The 19,929-nt window shown below is 59.2% G+C and carries 13 protein-coding genes; all 13 read right to left on the reverse strand.

Translation table 11 applies throughout. The features are described from left to right. Nucleotides 1–177 precede the first annotated feature (177 nt). Nucleotides 178–2,991: a phosphoenolpyruvate carboxylase gene (locus AB5767_RS04580; protein ID WP_438265978.1), complete on the reverse strand. Its 2,814-nt coding sequence runs from the start codon at nucleotides 2,989–2,991 to the stop codon at nucleotides 178–180. Nucleotides 2,992–3,248: 257 nt separating this feature from the next. Further along, nucleotides 3,249–4,562: a histidine--tRNA ligase gene (gene hisS, locus AB5767_RS04585; protein WP_117640032.1), complete on the reverse strand. Its 1,314-nt coding sequence runs from the start codon at nucleotides 4,560–4,562 to the stop codon at nucleotides 3,249–3,251. A 162-nt stretch (nucleotides 4,563–4,724) separates the two neighbouring features. Further along, nucleotides 4,725–5,174 carry an MFS transporter gene (locus tag AB5767_RS04590; RefSeq protein WP_368131635.1) on the reverse strand — a complete coding sequence of 150 codons (450 nt, stop codon included), beginning with the start codon at nucleotides 5,172–5,174 and terminating at the stop codon, nucleotides 4,725–4,727. A gap of 121 nt (nucleotides 5,175–5,295) precedes the next feature. Next, a complete protein-coding gene (locus AB5767_RS04595) occupies nucleotides 5,296–6,591 on the reverse strand; it encodes a M20 family metallopeptidase (protein WP_368131637.1) in 1,296 nt (431 codons plus the stop codon). Between the two features lie 115 nt (nucleotides 6,592–6,706). Continuing rightward, nucleotides 6,707–7,690: a DMT family transporter gene (locus AB5767_RS04600; protein WP_271759243.1), complete on the reverse strand. Its 984-nt coding sequence runs from the start codon at nucleotides 7,688–7,690 to the stop codon at nucleotides 6,707–6,709. 339 nt (nucleotides 7,691–8,029) lie between these two features. Continuing rightward, nucleotides 8,030–10,219, reverse strand: coding sequence for a YhgE/Pip domain-containing protein (locus tag AB5767_RS04605; protein WP_368131638.1), 2,190 nt, complete (start codon nucleotides 10,217–10,219; stop codon nucleotides 8,030–8,032). Further along, on the reverse strand, nucleotides 10,220–12,985 hold the full coding sequence (locus tag AB5767_RS04610; protein WP_368131640.1) for a YhgE/Pip domain-containing protein: 2,766 nt from the start codon (nucleotides 12,983–12,985) through the stop codon (nucleotides 10,220–10,222). A gap of 492 nt (nucleotides 12,986–13,477) precedes the next feature. After that, nucleotides 13,478–15,502 (reverse strand): molecular chaperone HtpG, encoded by a 2,025-nt coding sequence (gene htpG, locus AB5767_RS04615; protein ID WP_346964897.1) that lies wholly within the window; start codon nucleotides 15,500–15,502, stop codon nucleotides 13,478–13,480. Between the two features lie 201 nt (nucleotides 15,503–15,703). Further along, nucleotides 15,704–16,204, reverse strand: coding sequence for a GNAT family N-acetyltransferase (locus AB5767_RS04620; RefSeq protein ID WP_368131641.1), 501 nt, complete (start codon nucleotides 16,202–16,204; stop codon nucleotides 15,704–15,706). A 39-nt stretch (nucleotides 16,205–16,243) separates the two neighbouring features. Next, a complete protein-coding gene (locus AB5767_RS04625; RefSeq protein ID WP_022094060.1) occupies nucleotides 16,244–16,894 on the reverse strand; it encodes a tyrosine-protein phosphatase in 651 nt (216 codons plus the stop codon). A gap of 17 nt (nucleotides 16,895–16,911) precedes the next feature. Continuing rightward, nucleotides 16,912–17,649 (reverse strand): CpsD/CapB family tyrosine-protein kinase, encoded by a 738-nt coding sequence (locus tag AB5767_RS04630; protein ID WP_368131643.1) that lies wholly within the window; start codon nucleotides 17,647–17,649, stop codon nucleotides 16,912–16,914. 2 nt (nucleotides 17,650–17,651) lie between these two features. Beyond that, nucleotides 17,652–18,308 carry a YveK family protein gene (locus AB5767_RS04635; RefSeq protein WP_055250503.1) on the reverse strand — a complete coding sequence of 219 codons (657 nt, stop codon included), beginning with the start codon at nucleotides 18,306–18,308 and terminating at the stop codon, nucleotides 17,652–17,654. Between the two features lie 195 nt (nucleotides 18,309–18,503). After that, complete coding sequence (locus tag AB5767_RS04640; RefSeq protein WP_368131644.1) at nucleotides 18,504–19,928, reverse strand: sensor histidine kinase; 1,425 nt, start codon at nucleotides 19,926–19,928, stop codon at nucleotides 18,504–18,506. Between the last annotated feature and the right edge of the window lies 1 nt (nucleotide 19,929).

Consider the following 19,929-nt stretch of genomic DNA (forward strand, 5'->3'; position numbering starts at 1 on the left):
CAGGCAGGCCTTCGAGGCCGAGCGCAAAATGGATTCTAAAAAACACCTTGCCAAATAGGAGCGTCAGGACGCAAGAAGCCCTCGCCGCACGAAGTGCGCAGCGAGGGCTTCTTGCATGTCCGAGGACGTGCCTAAAAGTAAACTAATGGCGGGCCCGGACGACTACAGGGCTATCGATTACCCCGTGTTCTGCAATCCTGCCGAGACGCCGGTCACAGTCGAAAGAATCAGGCTCATGTACTCGGCCTTCTTCTCCTCGGCCATCTCGTCCTGATTCATGCGCACCTCGCGAAGGGCGCGGACCTGGGCGATGGACAGAGCGTCGACGTAGGGGTTACGCACGCGAACGGCGCAGCCGAGCACGCGACGACGCTGCAGCGGCCACTCATCACCGACGATGGCAAGGACCCACTTACGGGTGAGCTGCATCTCGGTAAAGACCTTCTCGGACAGATCCTCGCGGTCGCCCAGGTGCAGATACATCTTGGCAATGCGCTGGTCGGTCTTGGCGATCGACATCTCGATGTTGTCGATAAAGGTGCGGAAGAACGGCCACTCCTGGTAGGCAGCCTTAAGCTGGTCCAGATCGCCAAACTGCTCGCAGGCGGTACCCAGGCCGTACCAAGCGGCCAGATTGATGCGCGCCTGGCTCCAGCTGAAGATCCACGGAATGGTACGCAGGTCGTCGAGGGACTTGGCGCCCAAGCCGCGCTTGGCGGGACGCGAGCCAATCGGCAGCAAGCCGACCTCGGTCAGCGGCGTCACGGTCGAGAACCACGGTGTAAAGTCCTCGGTGTTCAGCAGGTCCAGATAGCGCTCGTGGCTTGCGGCGTTGAGCTTCTCGGCCATATCCCAGAACTTCTGCGTGGTCTCGGTGTTGGTCTTCTCGACACTCGGGGCCGACTGCAAAAGCGTTGCGGCAGCAACGGACTCAACATGGCGCTGAGCCAGCGTGCGGTTACCGTAACGGGCAAAGATGACCTCGCCCTGCTCGGTAAGCTTAAAGAAGCAGTTGACCGAACCCTTGGGCTGCGCCAGCACGGCCTTGTTGGCCGGGCCGCCGCCACGGCCCACGGCACCGCCGCGACCGTGCATGAGCACCAGGTCGATATCGTTCTTCTCTGCCCACTTGGCGATGCGCTCCTGCGCGGAGTGCAGCGCGAGCATGGCCGTGGTAGGACCGGCATCCTTGGAAGAGTCGGAATAGCCCAGCATGACCTCCATGCGGCGGTTGGTCTGGGCAAGGCGCTTTTGCACCACGGGCAGCGTAAGCATCTGATCGAGCACGTCGACGCAGCCCTCGAGGTCCTCGAGCTGCTCGAACAACGGGATCACGTCGAGCTCGGGGACATCCTCCTCGTGTGCAAAGGACAGGTGCGCCAGCTCAAAGACGTCGGCCACATGCTGAGCGCTCTTGGTAAACGAGATGATGTAGCGGTGCGCCATCTTCTTGCCGTAGCGCTTTTGGATGGAGCCGATAGCGCGGAAGGTATCGATGACCTCGCGCGTCATGGGCTGCAGGTCGCCATGGATACCGTTCTCGTGGATATCCTTAAGGGCGCGGGCATGCACCACGGAGTGCTGACGGAACTCCATCTCGACCATATGGAAGCCGAAGGACTCGACCTGCCAGATGATGGTCTGGACCGGGCCGTAGGCAGCACGGACGGCACCGCAGGCGGCCAGCGAGCGCTGGACGACGCGCAGGTCCTCCAGGAACTCATCGGCGCTGTGGTACATGGTGTCGGTGATACGACGGACGGTGGCGTTCAGGCGGTCGGCCATGACGAGCATGACGGCGCGATGCGGCTCGTGCTCGGAGATCAGCTCGGCGCGGGCCGTGTAACGAGGGCTCATCTCGACCTGATGGTTCCACAGGTTGATGAGCTCGGCAGACGGCTTGCTGTAGGTAGCCTCGAGCGTGAGGTTGCGGCCGATGTGGCGGCACTTGTCCTCGAGCTTGAGCACCATGTGCGTAAAGTACTTGGCGGCGACCTCACGGCTCACCTTGGCGGTGACGTTGGGGTTACCGTCGCGGTCGGAACCGATCCAGCTGCCGGGATGGAAGAACGCCGGGCACAGCGGCGGCACAGTACCGGCCTTGTCGCCCAGCACCCAATCGTCAAAACGACGATAGATAACGGGGATAACGTCGAACAGCGTGTTATCGAAGATGTCGATGATGGTATCGGCTTCCTCGACCGGCGTGGGCTTCTTGAGCGCGATGGGACTCGTACGCACCAGGGCGTCGATCTCCTGCAGCATATGGCGCTCGTTCTCCACCAGGTCGGAGCCGCCCAGACGCGGACGCTCCTCCAGCAGGTTGGAGATACGGCGGATCTTGCCCTCGACGGCCTTACGACGGGCCTCGGTGGGATGTGCGGTAAAGACAGGGTGGAACTCGAGCTTGTCGAGCAGCTCGTTGGCACCCTCGACACCCAGCTCATTCACCAGCTGGTGATAGGCAACGGTAAGCTCGTTGGCAGGATCGACCTCGGTGTCGGTCGACGCACCGGCCTCGCGCTCGCGCAGCTGCGCCACACGGTAGTTCTCCTCCGACAGGTTTGCCAGATGGAAAAAGCTCGTAAAGGCGCGAACGATGACCTGCTGCTTATCGAGCGGCAGGCTGTCGATCAAATCGACGACCTCACGAAATGCCACGGCAGTGGGCTCGTCGGCGGTGGGCACGCCCTGCTCGTCGACGGCTTCGTCGGCAGCGCAGGTACCGGGGTTGCCGGCATTGACCACAATCTCGGCTGTCAAAATCTTGTCGAACAGGTCCGCGATCTCGGGATCATACTCGCTAAGCACACGGCGCTCCAGGCGCAAGAACAGCGCCAGATTGTCGCGCAGCTCCTCGGGGATCTCGATCTCGGCGAGACGCTCCCTGGACTCGGCATTCGAGCCGATTCGGTTAACGAGGCGGTTGACCACGGCAGCGACGCGCGCCGCGGCTTCGGGTACAGACTGGTTGCTTAGGTTCTCAGCCACGTTTCCTCCCATTCCTCCTTCTATGCACGTAACATGCGGTATTCATTATAGGCGCTTGAGAAATACTTTCGACACTGATTGCGCTTTACCACACAAAAGTATTTTCTGCATTGCAAAGGTTTTTGCCCTAAATGGTCGTATTTCTCGGTGGGCGGCATACGTAAACGGGGGCATTCCGCATAAAAGCGAAACACCCCCGTAACAATCGCTCTCCATGAGCAGGGCACGTTAGCAGGCCCGAAGCTCAAAAAGATGCGCTACAGGCGCTCGCGAACCGCCTCGACGACGTTGTCCAGATCGGCGAGCACCTCGTCATGGCTCTGCATGTCGCGCACTTTGACCTTGCCGGCGGCAAGCTCGTCGCCACCCAGGACCAAGATGAGCTTGGCGCCTACCTTATCGGCTTGCTTAAACTGGGCCTTGAGCGAACGACCCTGATAGTCGGCCTCGGTCACGATACCTGCGGCGCGAAGCTCCTGCGTAATGGCAAAGACGTTCTGACGCAGCTCCTTGCCGGCGTTGGCGACATAGACGCACGGGGCCTCATCGGCACCCAAATCGCTGCCAAAGGCCTGCAGGGCCAGCAGGGCGCGCTCAAAACCGACAGCAAAGCCGACGCCCGCCGTGGGCTTGCCACCCTCGAGCTCGACCAGGCCATCGTAGCGGCCGCCGCCGCCGATGGAGCCGACGCCGGCGCCAGGGGCCTCGACCTCAAAGACAGTACGGGTGTAGTAGTCCAGGCCGCGCACCAAGGTGGGATCCTCGACATACTCGATACCGGCGGCATCCAGATAGCGCTTGACCTGCTCGTAGTGCTCGCGGCACTCATCGCACAGGTTGTCACCCATCAGCGGAGCCTCGGCCATGATCTCGCGGCAGTGGTCGTTCTTGCAGTCGAAGGCACGCAGCGGGTTGAGCTCGGCGCGCTCGCGGCACTCGTCACACATCTCGTCTGCGTGATCGAGGATGAACTGCTTGACCTGCTCGCGGTAAGCCGGACGGCACTGGGCGTCACCCATCGAGTTGATGAGCAGACGAAGCTTGGAAAGATCGAAGCCCAGGCGCTTGTAGAACTCCATGAGCATGATGATGCACTCGGCGTCTGCCGCCGGATCGGGAGCGCCGAGCCACTCGATGCCCACCTGGTGGAACTGGCGCAGGCGGCCCTTCTGGGGACGCTCGCCGCGGAACATGGCCTCGGCGTAGTAAGCCTTAAACGGCGTGGAGCCCTGGGGCACCAGATTGTTCTCGACGACGGCGCGCACCACGCCGGCCGTGCCCTCGGGGCGAAGTGCCAGGCGCTGCTTGGGCTTGAGTTTGGTGTCGGTGCCCTCGGTAAAGACGCGCTCCAGGTTGGCACCGCTGAACACGCGGAACATTTCCTTGCGCACGACGTCGGTCGACTGGCCGATACCGTGGACAAACACGTCAACCTGCTCGATCGCGGGCGTCTCGATGGGTTTAAAACCAAACGGCTCGAACACGCCGGCCGCAATCTGCTGCATCTTTTGCCAGGCGCGCATCTCGGCGCCGATAAGGTCGCGGGTTCCCTCCGCCTTCTGTGCCTGCATGGGCAAACACCTTTCTTTTGTATCGCGTCATAGGTAGTGGACATTATACGGCACAAAGCAGCAACGCGGCGGCGCGCCTGACCGAACGAGGGTATGGGGACTCGTTCGGCCAGACGCGCCGCCGCGGACGAAGCGGACAAGCGGCGATGCGCTTTGGCCTACCTACTCCCCCGCCACGCTCGCGCGCAGCTTGGCGGCGATGGGCTCGGATGCCAGCAGGAACACGAGCATGACCACGGAGCACGCCAGGCACACGATCCAGGTGCTCGCAAAGGAGCCCGAGACGGCAAAGAGCACATAGACCTGCCAAAGCTCACCCACAAAGCTCATGCCCGCGAGCACCGTCGAGGTGGCGATAACGGTAAGCGAGCCCAATACGCGGCCACTCACCTTATCGGCAACATGACCGATAACGAGCGAACCCACGACACTCACCACGGTGGAGATGGCATTGGAGACGTTGTACTGCGCAAGGGAAATACCCAGGTTGCTGACGATCAGCGGCTGGAACAGGCTCATGCAGTTGACGAAAATCGTGTAACACGTGGCCATGATCACGAAGCCGGAGGCCACCACGAGCCAGCCGGGGAAGAACTTACGCTGCTGGGGCATACTGCTCCTTTTAAAAAACGAATAGCCTGCGCCGGGCGCCGGTAGTGCCCAAGATTGCCTTGAAAGACAAGGGCATAGGCCTTACGGCCATGCCCGCAGGCTTGAAAGGCAAGGTTGGGTGCTACCGGTGGTCGGCGATATAGCCCAAAGCGACGGCGGTATAAGCCGCAGCACCGAGCGGCAGCTCGGCATCGTTAAAACGTGCCTTGGGATGGTGCTGGGCAAAGTGTTCGTCCGTGTCGGTTACGGCCGCGCCCACGGTAAAGTACGCACTCGGAATCTCGCTCGAGATAAGCGCGAAGTCCTCACTCGCCATGGCATGGAAAAGCGGCAAGAAAGCCGACTTGGGCAGCACTGCGCCCACGTAGCCAAGCGACGCCTGAGTCATATCGCTGTCGAGTACAAGCGGCGGAACATCCGAAAGTGTCTCGATGGTCGCCGGCGTACGATAGGTCGTGGCAACGCCGTTAACGACCTCCGCGATGCGGGTCTTTAGGTGAGCCATGAGCTCAACATCAAAGCCGCGCAGCGTTCCCTCGAGCACGCAGGTGTCGGGAATGACGTTGGCCGCTTGGCCACCGGCAAACTTACCCACGGTCAGTGCGACCTCCTTGGCCGCCGGCACTTCGCGAGCAATGAGCTCCTGAAGCGCCAGGTGCACATGGACGCCGGCCGTGATGGGGTCGATGCAGATCTCGGGGCTCGAGCCATGTCCGCCCTTGCCCTGCAGCGTGATGCGGAAACCGTACACGCCCGAAAGCGCCGGGCTCCCATAGAGCACCAGGCCGAGCGGCGATTGGCTGTTAACATGCATGGCAAAAGCCGCCTGAGGACGCGGGTTCTCGAGCAAGCCGTCGGCGATGGCAGCGCGTGCCCCCTCAAAGGTCTCCTCGCCCGGCTGGAACAGCAGTTTGACGGTAGCGTTGGCGTCGACAAGCTCGGCCTCGCGGGCCTTGAGCAAGCGCGCCGCACCAAGCAGCGCCGTCGCGTGCATATCGTGACCGCAAGCATGCATGCAGCCGTTCGTAGAGGCGAAAGGCTCGCCCGACTCTTCGGCAACGGGCAGGGCATCCATGTCGCCACGCAGCATAATGACCGTTCCGGCCTGTTCGTCCGTGCAGACGCCATTGCCCTGGGCCGCGGTGGCACCGGCACCGACAAGGCCCACAACACAGGAACCATCGACGAGCGTGGCAAACGGGATGTCCATCTCGGCCAGGCGCGCTTGGATATACGCAGAGGTCTGCGGGAGGTCGTTACCAAGTTCGGGCGTCCGATGCAGATCGCGACGCCATGCGGCAAGCTCATCGGCAAAAGTTTGAGCCTCTTTGACCAGACTGTCGCCAATGGCGGCTTGCGCCGCCGCGGTGGCCTTGGGCGCTGATTGCGGTTGAAGATCGGACAGTGCTGGTGCCATAGATGCCCTCCAGTAACGTTTTTGCAGCAAGCACTTTGATAGCGTAAAGTGCAAGGTACTACTTTAAGGGCGACGCATAAAAAATGCCGCCCCGGGAGGCGGCGCAACAAATTGTTTACAATTGCGGGCGCGGCTTTCGACGCAAAAAATCGAAATGCGTCTCGCTCAAGATAATCGAAAGAAAGATGAGCGCGAAGCCGGCGAGCAGGCGCGAGGTGAGCGCCTCCCCCATCAGCAGCACCGAGAACAGCACACCCGAAGGCGACTCCATCGAAAGGAGCAGCGAGCCCGTCGAGGCCGGGACATGCGCCAGGCCGACATTTTGGATGAGCAGAGCCACACATGTGCAGCCCACCGAGAGAAACGCCATCACACTGATAAAGCTCGGCGTCCAAACGGACAGCGGCGCTTGGGTCTCGAATAGCAACGACGAGATCAGGCTCAGCACGCCGTTGCCCACAAACATCCAAAACGTGATGACGTTGATGTCCATCTTGCGGCCATACTTGGCGGTCACCGCCATCTGGATGGCAAAGAAGACCGCACCGCCCAGTGTGATGACATCGCCGACATTGAACTCGACGCTATCGAGCGCCACCAGACCAATGCCCGCCAGGCACAGCAACGCGGCGCCCAAGTTGTAACGGGTAAGCTTTTCGCCGCTTAGAACGTAGCTCGCAAACGGAACCAAGATGCAGTACGTGCCCGTCAAAAATGCACTCTTGCCCGCCGTGGTCTGTGCCAGGCCGATCGTCTGCAAACCGTAGGCACCCCACATGAGCGCGCCCATGCCAAGTCCAACAATCAGGTTTCGAGCGTTGAAATGGGCAACAATGCGCTCGTGGAAGATGGCAAGCATGACCAACGACGCCGGAAGAAAACGAATGTAGAGCAGCTCGAACACCGGAATGGTATCGAGCGCATCCTTCATGGTGGTGAAGGAATAGCCCCAGATGACCGCCACCGAAAGCAGCAAGACCTTCCAGAACAGCGGCGAGCGCGCACCGGCACCGCGAGAGGCACCGCCGGCACCTAGGTCTTCGCGGGCTACAGGGCTATCGGGCATATTCTCGATTTCGTTGGCAGCGTATTGGGCCATGGAACATCCTCACACTCAATCTGGGCGTGGTGTCCGCACGCGTATGGCTGCGTGCCGCCTCATGGTCAAATAAAAACGGGGCGCACCGGACCCCCGGCACGCCCCGCTACTGTAGCAACAACCAGCGTTGCATCGCAATCCAGCCCACTAAAGCGTTTTGTTCCGCCGTTCTACCGAACGGCGGACCGGCCGACGCTGCGCGAGCCGCATTCACGCCAATCTGACGTTCAATTTCAAGGGCGCGACCAGAAGGTCAGCGCCCTTTCATTTCACGTCACCTTGGCGCAAATGCGGCTCGCTCGCTGGCATTAGTGCTACATCAGCGTTAACGTTGCCGCACTAAATTAGCTTTGTCGACTCCAGCTTTTCGATGATCCAGTCGTTGGCTTTGATGACCGGGCGGCGGAAGACGACGCCCAGTGCCAGCGACGGAATCAGATAGCTCGCCAGAATACCCAGCTCAACCCAGTACTCCATATGATAGGCACCGGCCATGGCGGCGTGCATGGCGTTGATGCCGTGAGTAAACGGCAGGAACGGATAGATCGCCTGGAACACGGGGCCGGTCATCTCGATGGGGAACGTGCCGCCCGAACCGCCGACCTGCATGACCAGCAGCACGACGGCGAGCGCCTTGCCGATATCGCCAAACGACACCGTAAGCGTGTAGACGATATTGGAGAACACGAGACTCGCGACCCAGCCCGCCAGCACAAACTGCAGCGGGTTGTCGCACTGGATGCCAAAGAACAGGATGTCGCCCGCGCACACGAGCGTTGCCTGCAGCAGGGCCAGACCGCCAAAGAACAGGTAACGGCCCAGGTAGATCTCGTGCAAGCGCACGGGGATCAGCTCATTGATGAGTTCGTCGTCAACCGAGACCTTCATCATGGCCGCCAGCACGATCGAGCCGACCCAGAGCGACAGAATCGTGTAGAACGGTGCCATGGCCGAACCGTAGTTGCGGATCGGATAGACCGGCTTGCGATCGAGCGCGACGGGGCCGGAAAGCGACGCGGCCAAACCCTCGGGGTCGTTGCCGATCATTGTCTTGATCGTGGCCAGATCGTCCGACATAAGGGCACCGTCAAGCTCGTCCTTAAACGCGCTGATCTTGTCCGATGCCTCACCCAGCTGATCGGAAGCCTTGTTGACCAGCCTTGCGGCCTTAGAGAGGCCCTTTGCCAGCGAACCAGATGCGTCGGTCAAGCCGTCTACGGCGCTATTCAGGTCGTCCGAGATGCTGTTCAGCGAATCCAAAACGCCCGAGACGGTCTTCTTGAGCTCCTTGGCCTTAACCGAAAACGTGGAATCGTAGTCGGACTTGGCACCCGAGATACCAGCCTTGGCATCCGCGATTGCCTGATCGACCTCGGCACGCGACTTGTTAACTTCTGCCATGCTGTCAGAAAGGGACTTTGCGGTTGCCGTCAGGTCCTTGGCGTTATTGCGATACTCCACCGCGATCCTGCTCAGCGATGTTGCCACAGACTTGAGGCTGTCCTGAAGCTTTTCGTCAGTCACCTGATCGGCAAAGCTGCGGAGCTGGTCAGCAGTGGCGTCGATATCGTCGGCACGCGTGTTGAGCGCCGCCGCGGCATCGTTGAGTTGGGACACCGTAAGGTAGACATGTTGATTCGCGGCATCGAATGCCTTCGCAAGCTCGGCGGACACGTTGTCAAACGAGCCCGCGCTTCCGTCAATCGCGGCATTGATGGCGTCGTTGGCGTCCTTCAGCGCTTCCTTGGAATCGCTCGTACCGCTCTTGGCATGCTCCATCAGCTGCTTCGTCGACTCATCGACCGCGCCCGTCTGCTTGAGCATACCGCTCGCCGAAGTCAGAGAATCGGACGTGGAGCTCAAAATGCCCGCAAGCGACGTTGCGCTGGCCTGAATGTCCTGCAGGTCCTGGACCGAATCGCCAAGCGTCGAGGACAGGTTGGCGATAAAGTTGCTGACCTGGTCGGTGCTCATGTAATCGAGCAGGCTGGACACCGTCTTAAGACCGATGCTCGTAATGGTCTCGGTAAAAGTTTCGTTAACCTGGCTCTGAACGGCACTCGAACCCTTCTCGGTCACGATCTGCGCGATGGCGTTGGCCTTCTGGTTCTCGTAAAACTCGATATCGGCGTGTTTCACGTCGGTCGAGAAAAGCGTCATCATGTCAGCGCTAAACGTTTTGGGGATAACGACGGCAGCATAGTACGCGCCCGACTTAACGCCCTCGATAGCCTTTTCGCGATTGTTGAGCACAACCCAATCGAAGCTCTCGTTGCCGCGTAGGGTGGCGGTCACGTTTTCGCCCACGTTAACCTCGACGGGGATCAAATCGCTCTCGTAACCCTCATCGGTGTTGACCACGGCGATCTTAAGATTGCCGGTGTTGCCGTACGGATCCCAGCTGCCGGCGATGTTAAACCACGCGTACAGACACGGTACGATAATGAGGCCCATCACGACAACCAAGCCGATCACGGAGCGAGACACGTTTTGGACATCGCGCTTAAACAGATGCAGGATGTTCTTCATTTATGCCTCACCTCCTTTGGAGTGCTTGCCAAGCGCGGTGGTATCTCCATCATTTGTGGCTGTGCTGTCGCTGCCCTGAGATTTATGGTGCGAGCCGATATGCGGCAAGCGGCCCGTGGACTGATCGCCGCCCTTGGCACCACGCTCGCTGGCGTTGAGGCCAAACATGTGGCGGGCGGCAGGAATGGCGGCCGTGTGTTCGCGCATCTCGCGACGCAGGTCCTCATCCGAAAGCGCCGAGATGCGCATCTGGGTATTGAGGCTCGCTCGGATATATTCGATATTGATAAGCCAGCCGCAGATGGCAATAACCGAGATGATCCAAATGACAAGCAGGATGATCTTGCCGTTATTGTCGATATCGAGAACCGTCGACAGGACAAAGAGCAGGACCTGAACGCCCACCACGGCGGCAAAACCGCCCTTGATGTAGTACGGGTAGCGATGTTCAAAGGCGACCGCATGATCGAGCAGTTCGCGACGGTACGAATCGGAATCGAGCATGACGCGCATGGCCGTGCGCAGCGAGTAGCGCTGGCGCGGCAGGTCGTTGGACTCGCAAATCATCATACCGGTCGTGGAGAGCTGTTTATCAAAGAGCAGGTTAAGGTTGAGCAGCAGCGGACGCAGCTGCAGGCCGATAAAGAGCGCCACGATCAAGAACACGCCCAGAATGCACAGGTTAAACAGGTAGTTGAACGAATACATGCCGCCGACCGTCTCGCGCAGCAGATTGATGCCGTAGGTAAAGGGCAGCAGCGGGTGCAGCCACTGGAAGAAGCCGGGCATCATCTCGATGGGGTACATGCCCGACGAACCCGGGATCTGCACGATAACCAGAATGACGCCGATAGCCTTGCCGATATGCTTAAACGTGGTGGACAGCGCATAGATGATATTGACGTAGGTGAACGAAATGGCGATGCCGCCCAGCACGAACAGCAGCGGGCTGACGCACTGCACGCCAATCACCAGATCGCCTACCGTAACGATGATGGCCTGCAACGCGCCCAGGATCACCAGGAGCAACCAGCGGCCAAAGTAGCCCTGACGCGCGGTAAAGCTGCCGATGCCTTCGCGATCGACCTCGAGCTTGTAGATGGCGATAAGCACGTAGCCGCCCACCCACAGCGCCAGATTGGTATAGAACGGGGCAATGCCCGAACCAAAGCTCTTGACCGGGTAAATTGACTTTGAGGTCAGCTCGACCGGAGATGCCATGAAGTCTGCAACATCATCGACGTCGACGCCCATCAGGCCGGCCAGCTCGCCCATGGACTCGGAGGTCTGTAGCGCCGCGATGTCGTTGGCGGCGGTTGCGAGCTTGTCCTGGACCTTGGCAAGCGAGGCATCGGTCTGGGACAGCGTGGTCTTGGCCTGACCGAGCGTGGCGTTGAGTTGCGAAAGTGTACCGCGCGCACTTGCAATAGTAGGCGTGAGGCCAGACACGATTCCCGTCAGATCACCCGAGACGGCGGCAAACGAATCAAGTGCGCTCGAGACCTTCGGCAGCGCGTTTTGACCCAGGTCCGTCTGAGCCTGGCCAAGGTTGGTCGCACCGGTCTGAATTGCATTATTGATAGCGTCGCTGGCACCCGAGACAGCCGCAGCGTCATTCGCCATGGCGCTCGACTGCGCAGACAGACCGTCCTTGATGCTCTGAAGCTTTTCATTCTGCTCGCGGAGCAAATCGATGATCGATACAATGCGCGCGTCAATTTCCTTGGAACCTGTCGACGTGTCATTGACGAGAATTTCCAAGTGCCCGATAACGGCCTTATTGTGGTCGATCGTCGCTTGGACAGACTCAAGCGAGTTGTCGATACGGGTAGTCGTAGATGCGACCGTGCCCGTCAGCTTGCCAATCGCAGCGTTTGCGGAAGCTGACGTCTTGGTGAGCGCAAGGCTGCCTTCCGAGAGCGCCTTGGAGAGCGAGGCGACAGAGTTGCCCGCCGTGGCGCGAGCCTCGCCCAGCAGGTCATTGCCCTGGGAGATCGCCTGCGTCAGCGACGGCGCCTGACCCTGCAGACCGGCAAGTGCCGCATCTGCCGAGGCAATGGAACCACTCGTCTTATCGATGGCGGCATTCATGTCGCCAATCGAATCGCGCACCTCACCCAAGGTACCGGATGCCTCTGATACCGAACCAGCCAACGAATTCTGAGTCTGGGTTGCCTTGTCCTTTAAATCGACCCCGGCATCCTTGGCGATGCTGGCAACGGTCTCGCCCACTGTGGAGACAAATTCCGAGTTGATCTGCTCCTCGATGGTGCTTGCACCGGTGTCGGTAACCTTGGGCGCAATAGCACTCTTCTTCTCATTGACGTAGTACGTAAGCTTGGGCTGATGGTAGTTGCCGTCGAGCATCGAGACCAGGTTATCCGAGAAGTTTTTAGGGATTACGATGGCCGCATAGTACTCACCGCTCTCGACGCCCTCCTTGGCGTCGGCCGCCGAATCGACGAAGGTCCAGCCCAGCTGATCGTTCTCCTTGAGCTGATCGACGACCTGGTCGCCCGCGTTGAGCTCGCCCACCAAGTCGTTTTGGGTGCCCCGATCGTTGTTGGCGATGGCAATCTTGATACCCTGGGTGTTTCCGTACGGATCCCAGTTAGCCACGATGTTGTACCAGGCATACAGCGAGGGAATGACGCACACGCCCAAAGTAACCACCAGGGCGACGGGGTTCACGAGCAATCGCTTGATGTCGCGCTTAAAGATCGCAAAGGAGACCTTTGCATTGGATAGTTTGCTGCCGAGACTCACGCTTGGACCATCCATCCTGTCGTTGAATCGAATCGTACTATCGACAACCATTGTACGGAGGCGCTTTAGTGCCTCACGGCACAATGGTGCTGAGTTTTGCGGGTAGCAATATACTACGAAGATGAGTTAGCGTACAGATGTACAGTAACTCAAATTCCAGCAGCTCGCAAAACCACAACCCGCACAAATTAGCAATCCGAATAGTCATTGGGGACGTTCTTAAACGACTGGTCAAACAAGAACGCCCCCAACGACTAGTTTGGACCACGGTAACATCGATGTTTTAGCAATGCCAGCGAGCGGGCGCCAGAGCGAACAAATTGGCATGAAAAGAGGACGGCATAGACCTTCTGGTCATGCCGTCCTCTTTGAATGACAAGTTGTCGCTCTGGCGCCCGCGCAGCGTCGACTGGTCCGCCGTTCGTTAGAACGGCGGAACTGAGGGCAGCGTCGAGCCGTTACGCGGTTTGGTAAAACCGCGTAACTACCTAACTACATCAAGTTGCAGACAGCTGCCGCGAAGGCAACGGGGTCCTCGGGCAAAATGCCCTCGACCAGCAGGGCCTGATCGTAGAGCAGACCGGAGTACTGCTTGATCTTGTCGGCGTCGCCTGCCTTCTGGGCAGCGACAAGCTTGGCAAAGACCGGGTGCTTGGCGTTGAGCTCGAGCACGCGCTGGCTCTTGGGCATACCATCGGGCGCTCCCTCGGGACCCTTCTGGAGCACCTTCTCCATCTCGAGCGAAAGCGGGCCCTCGGTGGTGATGCACGCGGGAGCATCGGTCAGGCGCGCAGAGACGGCGACCTTCTCGACCTTGTCGCCGAGCGCCTCCTTCATGGCGCTAAAGAGGTCCTCGTTCTCCTTGGTGGCGTCCTCGGCCTCCTTCTTTTCGTCCTCGGTCGCCAGGTCAAGATCACCGGTCGCGACGTTCTTGAGCTCCAGATGACGATCCTCGACCTCGGGCTCGGCACCGTCGGCCACAGCCTTCTCGGCAGCCTCGCGGGCAGCGTCGTCCTCGTAAATCTTGGGCATATCGGCGGCAATGTACTCACGCATGGCCTGGAAGGTGAACTCATCCACATCCTGCGTCAGTAGCAGCACGTCATAGCCGCGGTCGAGCACGCCCTTTACCACGGGCATCTTGGCCAAGCGCTCACGCGAGTCGCCGGCGGCGTAGTAGATGGCCTTCTGATCCTCGGGCATGCCCTTGGCATACTCGGCTAGGGTAATCATCTTCTGCTCCTTGGCAGACCAGAACAGCAGCAGGTCGGCGAGCTCATCGGCCTTCATGCCATAGCTCGAGTAGATGCCGTACTTAAGGCCGCGGCCAAAGTTCTCAAAGAACTTCTCGTAGGCCTCGCGGTCGTTGTCACGCATATCCTCAAGATCGGCGGTGATCTTCTTTTCCACACGCTTGGCGATGGCCTTGAGCTGACGGTTCTGCTGCAGCGTCTCACGCGAGATGTTGAGCGACACGTCGGCGGAATCCACGACACCGCGCACAAAGTTGTAGTAGTCGGGCAGCAGGTCGTCGCATTTCTCCATAATCAGCACGTTGGAGCTGTAGAGCGCCAGACCCTTCTCGTAGTCCTTGCTGTACAGATCGAACGGGGCGCGACCCGGCACAAACAGCAGGGCGTCGTACTCGAGCGTGCCCTCGGCGTGGAAGCTGATGGTGCGCGCAGGATTATCAAAGTCGTGGAACGTAGACTTGTAGAACTCGTCGTAGTCCTTCTGCTCAACATCGGAGCTGCGCTTTTTCCAAATCGGCGTCATGGAGTTGATGGTCTCGAGCTCCTGGTAGTCCTCATACTCGGGCTTGTAATCGTCGCCGGCGTCCTCGGGCTTGGGTTTCTGGCGGCTCTTGGACACCATCATCCGAATCGGGTAGCGCACATAGTTGCTGTACTGCTGAATCAGGCTCTTGAGGCCCCACTCGGTCAGGAAGCGATCGTAGGTCTCGGCCTCGCCATCGGCGTCGAGCTTCTCGTTCTCACGCAGCGTCAGAATGACATCGGTACCGTGCTCGGCGCGCTCGCCATCCTCGATGGTGTAGCCCTCAAGACCGTCCGACTCCCACACATGGGCGACATCCTCGCCATAGGCGCGGCTCACGACCTTCACATGGCTGGCGACCATAAAGGCCGAGTAGAAGCCCACGCCAAACTGGCCGATGATGTCGACATCCGAACCCTGCTGCTCGGCGTTCTCGGTCTTAAACTCCTCGGAGCCGGAATGGGCGATGGTGCCCAGGTTGCGCTCGAGCTCCTCGGCGGTCATGCCAATGCCGTTATCCGAGATCGTGATGGTGCGGGCATCCTTGTCGAAAGAGACGCGGATGGCAAGGTCACCTTGGTCGAGCTTAACGCTCGGATCCTGCAGGCTCTTAAAGTTGAGCTTGTCGACGGCGTCGCTCGCGTTAGAGATAAGCTCGCGCAGGAAGATTTCCTTATTGGTGTAGATGGAGTTGATCATGAGGTCGAGCAGTTTTTTGCTCTCGGTCTTAAATTGACGCATGTGCAGTCCTTTCGCGCTACCCCCGTCCGCAAAAACGGCCCGGTTGCCCGAGCCGCATCGCAGACCTGCTATGTTCAGACTTAGATTTTATAACCCATTAGCGCGCATATATACATACGGAATCGAAAAACTGTATGTCCAAACGCTCCGATGCGCCAATTGCCAAGGAGTGCCCCCCCTGCCGGCAGAAAAGGAACGTCCCTATCTGCCATCTACGCGCTTGGCCATCCAGGCATGGGGTTGGCCCTCGTCTTCGTAATCTACCGGGGCAATTTGCGTGTAGCCCGCCTTTACATAGAGCGGCAGCACGTATTCCTGCGCATGCAGCTTAATAAGCTTTGCGCCGGCATCGCGTGCACACAAAGCACTGGCATCGACGATCGCACTCGCCAGACCGCGACGGCGCATGCTCGGCAGCACAGCCACGCGCCCCATAATATAGGTCTCCCCCGCTGCGACGCCTTCGTCCAAATCGCACGACGGCGAAACCGGAGCCTCTGAATCTGCCGCGCGCTCAAGCTCTTCGGGAAACACGCGCGAGCAACCGGCAAGCTCGCCGTCTACATAGAGCGTCACATGAATGCAGCTCTGATCCTCGTCGATAGCGTCGAACTCATTCTCGTAGCCCTGCTCGTCCATAAAAACGACGCGGCGCACCAACGCCGCGTCATCAAAGCATCCCGTCTTAAGTTGAATATCCATGGCTGCCCCTTCATTCAATGCGAACGTTAGGGACAGATTTTAGCGAAAATGAGCTCCGCGCACGCTAAACTTCGCGCGAGCCTTCGCCAGGCAATCGTAATGACCCACGTTATGGGCATCGCTCGCGATGAAGCTGTACAGGTTCTGATCGAACAGGCGCTGTGCCGGCTTTTTCTCGCGACCAAAGCGACCGCCGGCAATAAAGTCCGCCGAAGCCTGCAGCTTGCAGCCCATATCGACCAGGCGCTCCGCCACGCTTACATCCTTTTGAACCGCACGATAGCGCTCAGGATGAGCGATGATCACCTGGTAGCCACGGCACTGCAAATCGTAAATCGTGTTCTCGTACTCTCTAAACGCATACGCATCGGCATGCGTCGAAAGCTCGAGCAGAAACTCGTTGGTTCCATCGAAATGCAAGTGCTCCGCGGCATCGATACCAAGCTCAACGAGCTTTCGATGGTTGACCTCGAAGCCCATCTGGAGCGGAAAACCGTCAGCGTTATCACGCAGCAGCTCAAAGGCATCCCACATCTTGTCGTAATCAAAATAGGGATCACGGCAGTGAGGAGTGCAAACGATTCTGGTTACACCGGCCCGCTTGGCAGCCTCGAGCATCGCCAAGCTCTCATCGAGATCGGCGGCGCCGTCGTCTACACCCGGCAAGATATGGCAATGAATGTCACGCATAGGTCAGCCTTAATCAACTAAACGTTTGCTCGGTTGGTGAAGATGCCCTTTTTGGAAGTCCCCTGATCGTCGGAGCCCTTCTTCACCTTCTTACCGTCCTTGGTGTAGTAGGAGTAGTAGTACTCGCTGGTCTCGGTCTCGCAGTAGTTCATAACGGTACCAATGAGCTTGACCTTCTCGGACTTCTTAAGCTGACCGATGGCGTTGAGCGCCTCCTCGCGCTTGGTGAAATCCTCACGCACGACAAAAAGCGCACCGTCGGTCAGACTTGCGATCTCGGCAGCATCGATGAAGGTGCCAACCGGGGGAGCATCAAAGATGACGTACTGGAACTTGGCGGACAGTGCCTTTACCAGCTTGGCAAAGCGGTGAGAGACGATGATGTCGGCAGGATTGGGAATGTGCGGCTCGGCATCGAGGAAGTAAAAGTTCTTCTGACCCGTCTCGACAATTGTCTGGTCAATGGAGATCTGCTCGGAAAGGACCGCATAGAGTCCGCCGCGCGAACGAACGCCGAGCATATCGGAAAGGGACCTGCGGCGCATATCGGCCTCGACCAGGAGCACGGACTTGCCGCTCGTGGCGATAGCCTGGGCAAGGTTGATGGAAACCGTAGACTTGCCCTCGTTGGGAATCGAGGACGTGACGGTAATGGTGCGAATGGGGTCGTCCACGCTCGCAAAGCGGATGTTGGCCAGAAGGGTCTTGGCGGCATTCTGTACAACGAGCTTATCGGTGTTCTTTGCCTTAGCCATGCCTATTTACCACCTTTCATAGCCGGAATTCGGCCAACAACGGGAATGCCCAGGAGCTCTTCTGCCTCTTCTGCACCGCGGATGCGGGTATTGAGCATGTCTGCCAAAACGACATAGGCGACTGCGATAAAGATACCGGCGAGGAACGCGACGGCAATATACAGCGTGCGCTTGGGGCCGCTGGGGGCTTCGGGGGTCTTAGCCTCGTCGATAACGTTGATGCTCTGGGCAGCGCCGACGTTCTGAGCGACCGTACTCACCGAGCTAGCTATGGCCTTTGCGACCTCAGCCGTCTCCTTGGCATCGGTGCCGGTAACCGAAAGCGTAATGACACGCGTGGTGGTCTCGGAGGAAACAGACACCTTGTAGTCATCCAGATCGGTGAGGCCCAGTTCCTTGGCGGCGCCGCTCTTAACGCTATCGCTATCCAGCAGCGTGGCGATATCGTTGGAAAGCATCTGGCTCGCCGAGAGATCGTTGTAGCTCATCTGGCCGCTATCGTCGGTCTTGGCGAGAATGTACATGCTCGTCGTCGCGGTATAGGTGTTGTCCATCGCAACGAAGGACACGATGCCCATGGCGATCGCGCAGACCACCGGAAGGGTGATGACCAGCTTGAGGTGCTTTTTGAGCAGCTGGAACAGTTCGAGAAGGGTCATGCAGCTTGCCTTTCATTTCCCCAGTTCGGATTGACAAAACTGTCCGTATGTTATCGCATCTTTTTACCGAGACCAAACTCTATACATAAGAAACAGGCTCTCCTGTAAAAATGTCGGAAGCAATCGTAAAATTGCACAACAACGCCGCACCCGAAAGTCAAATGCGGCGTCTACATCAATATCTATGTTGTATCGCTATGCGAATGGCTCGTCCTGCTGCATGGGAAACGTCACCGTAATGGTGGTTCCCACGCCCAACTCGCTCGACAGATCGAGCGTGGCGTGATGATACAGGGCCGCATGCTTGACAATGGCAAGCCCCAGACCGGTTCCGCCGCGCGCCTTGGACCTACTCTTGTCCACGCGATAGAACCGCTCAAATACCTTGCCCTGTTCTTCAGGCGCGATACCGATTCCCGTGTCGGCGACCGCAAGGAACGGATGGCCTTCGTCGTTGGTGCCGCACTGCAGCGTAACCGTACCGCCGGGTCGATTGTAGCGGATGGCGTTGCTTGCCAGATTATAGATGAGCTCGTCAATCAAGCGCGACACGCCCTCGATGACCACAGGCTTGGTCTCATGACTTATCGTCACATTCGCCTGACGGGCGACCTGTTCAAGACGCTGCTCAACCGCGTAGATGGCACGCGAGAGCTCAATGGGCTCCGTGGACCCAATGGGCACCGCCTCGCCCTCAGCTGCACGCTCGGCCTCGTCCAAGTTAGACAGCGTAAGGATGTCGTTGACGAGCGCTGCCAAGCGGCCCGCCTCGCGATAGATGCGACCGCCAAAGTTGCGCAGGTCGTCCTCGCCCTCGACCATGCCGTTTGCGATGAGCTCGGCATAGCCCGAAATCGCCGTAAGCGGCGTCTTGAGCTCATGGGTGATATTCGCCGTGAACTCGCGGCGCATACGGTCGTTGTCCGCCAGCACCGCCATTTGGCGCTTGAGTTCCTGGCGCTGCGACTCGATGCGCTCGAGCATGGGGACCATCTCGGCATAGGCGTGCTCATAGCTACGGCGTGGGTGGTCCAAATCCACCTCTTGCAAAGGCGCGATGATGGCACGGGACTCGCGGCGCGCCATAAAAAACGAGAGTACCGCACCCGCTGCCGCGATAAGCAGCATCGGCGCCACCATCGACAGCAAAATCGCCGCAACGCCAGGCTGGGCCTGCGCCAAGCGGACAACCTGGCCGTTATCAAGGGCGACGGCGCGATACAGCATGATCTCGTCGAGCGTAGAGCTTGCGCGCTCCGCGGAACCCAAACCACTCTCAAAGGCCTCGATGACCTCGGGGCGATCGCCATGGTTGGGCAGCGTGGAAGGCGACGCCTCGTTGTCGTAGGCAACCGATCCATCCTTGTTAATCAGCGTGATGCGCAAGTCCTCGCGATCGAGGCTACGCAAGAACGGGATGGGCTCCTGCTGCTCGTCGAGGGCGGCAGCAATGAGCTCGGTTTCCTGCGCCAGGTTGGCACTCGTGGCATCCGCCAAGGTGTTTTGCACAAAGAACGCGCCCAGCACCGTAAACGCCACGATAACCGCCATGGCGCAAACAAAGATTGTCACAAAAACGCGGTGCGACAGCGTATGTTTTCCCTGGGGGGCGAAGACCACG

This window comes from Collinsella aerofaciens (assembly GCF_040926265.1).
In the GTDB taxonomy this organism is placed as follows: domain Bacteria; phylum Actinomycetota; class Coriobacteriia; order Coriobacteriales; family Coriobacteriaceae; genus Collinsella; species Collinsella aerofaciens_BB.

Excerpts from the sequence above, each read along its gene's own strand:
- AB5767_RS04630 (WP_368131643.1), bottom strand. The coding sequence starts at position 17,649 with ATGGCTAAGGCAAAGAACACCGATAAGCTCGTTGTACAGAATGCCGCC.
- AB5767_RS04625 (WP_022094060.1), bottom strand. The coding sequence starts at position 16,894 with ATGCGTGACATTCATTGCCATATCTTGCCGGGTGTAGACGACGGCGCC.
- AB5767_RS04590 (WP_368131635.1), bottom strand. The coding sequence starts at position 5,174 with ATGCCCCAGCAGCGTAAGTTCTTCCCCGGCTGGCTCGTGGTGGCCTCC.
- hisS (WP_117640032.1), bottom strand. The coding sequence starts at position 4,562 with ATGCAGGCACAGAAGGCGGAGGGAACCCGCGACCTTATCGGCGCCGAG.
- AB5767_RS04600 (WP_271759243.1), bottom strand. The coding sequence starts at position 7,690 with ATGGCCCAATACGCTGCCAACGAAATCGAGAATATGCCCGATAGCCCT.
- AB5767_RS04605 (WP_368131638.1), bottom strand. The coding sequence starts at position 10,219 with ATGAAGAACATCCTGCATCTGTTTAAGCGCGATGTCCAAAACGTGTCT.
- AB5767_RS04620 (WP_368131641.1), bottom strand. The coding sequence starts at position 16,204 with ATGGATATTCAACTTAAGACGGGATGCTTTGATGACGCGGCGTTGGTG.
- AB5767_RS04635 (WP_055250503.1), bottom strand. The coding sequence starts at position 18,308 with ATGACCCTTCTCGAACTGTTCCAGCTGCTCAAAAAGCACCTCAAGCTG.
- AB5767_RS04595 (WP_368131637.1), bottom strand. The coding sequence starts at position 6,591 with ATGGCACCAGCACTGTCCGATCTTCAACCGCAATCAGCGCCCAAGGCC.
- htpG (WP_346964897.1), bottom strand. The coding sequence starts at position 15,502 with ATGCGTCAATTTAAGACCGAGAGCAAAAAACTGCTCGACCTCATGATC.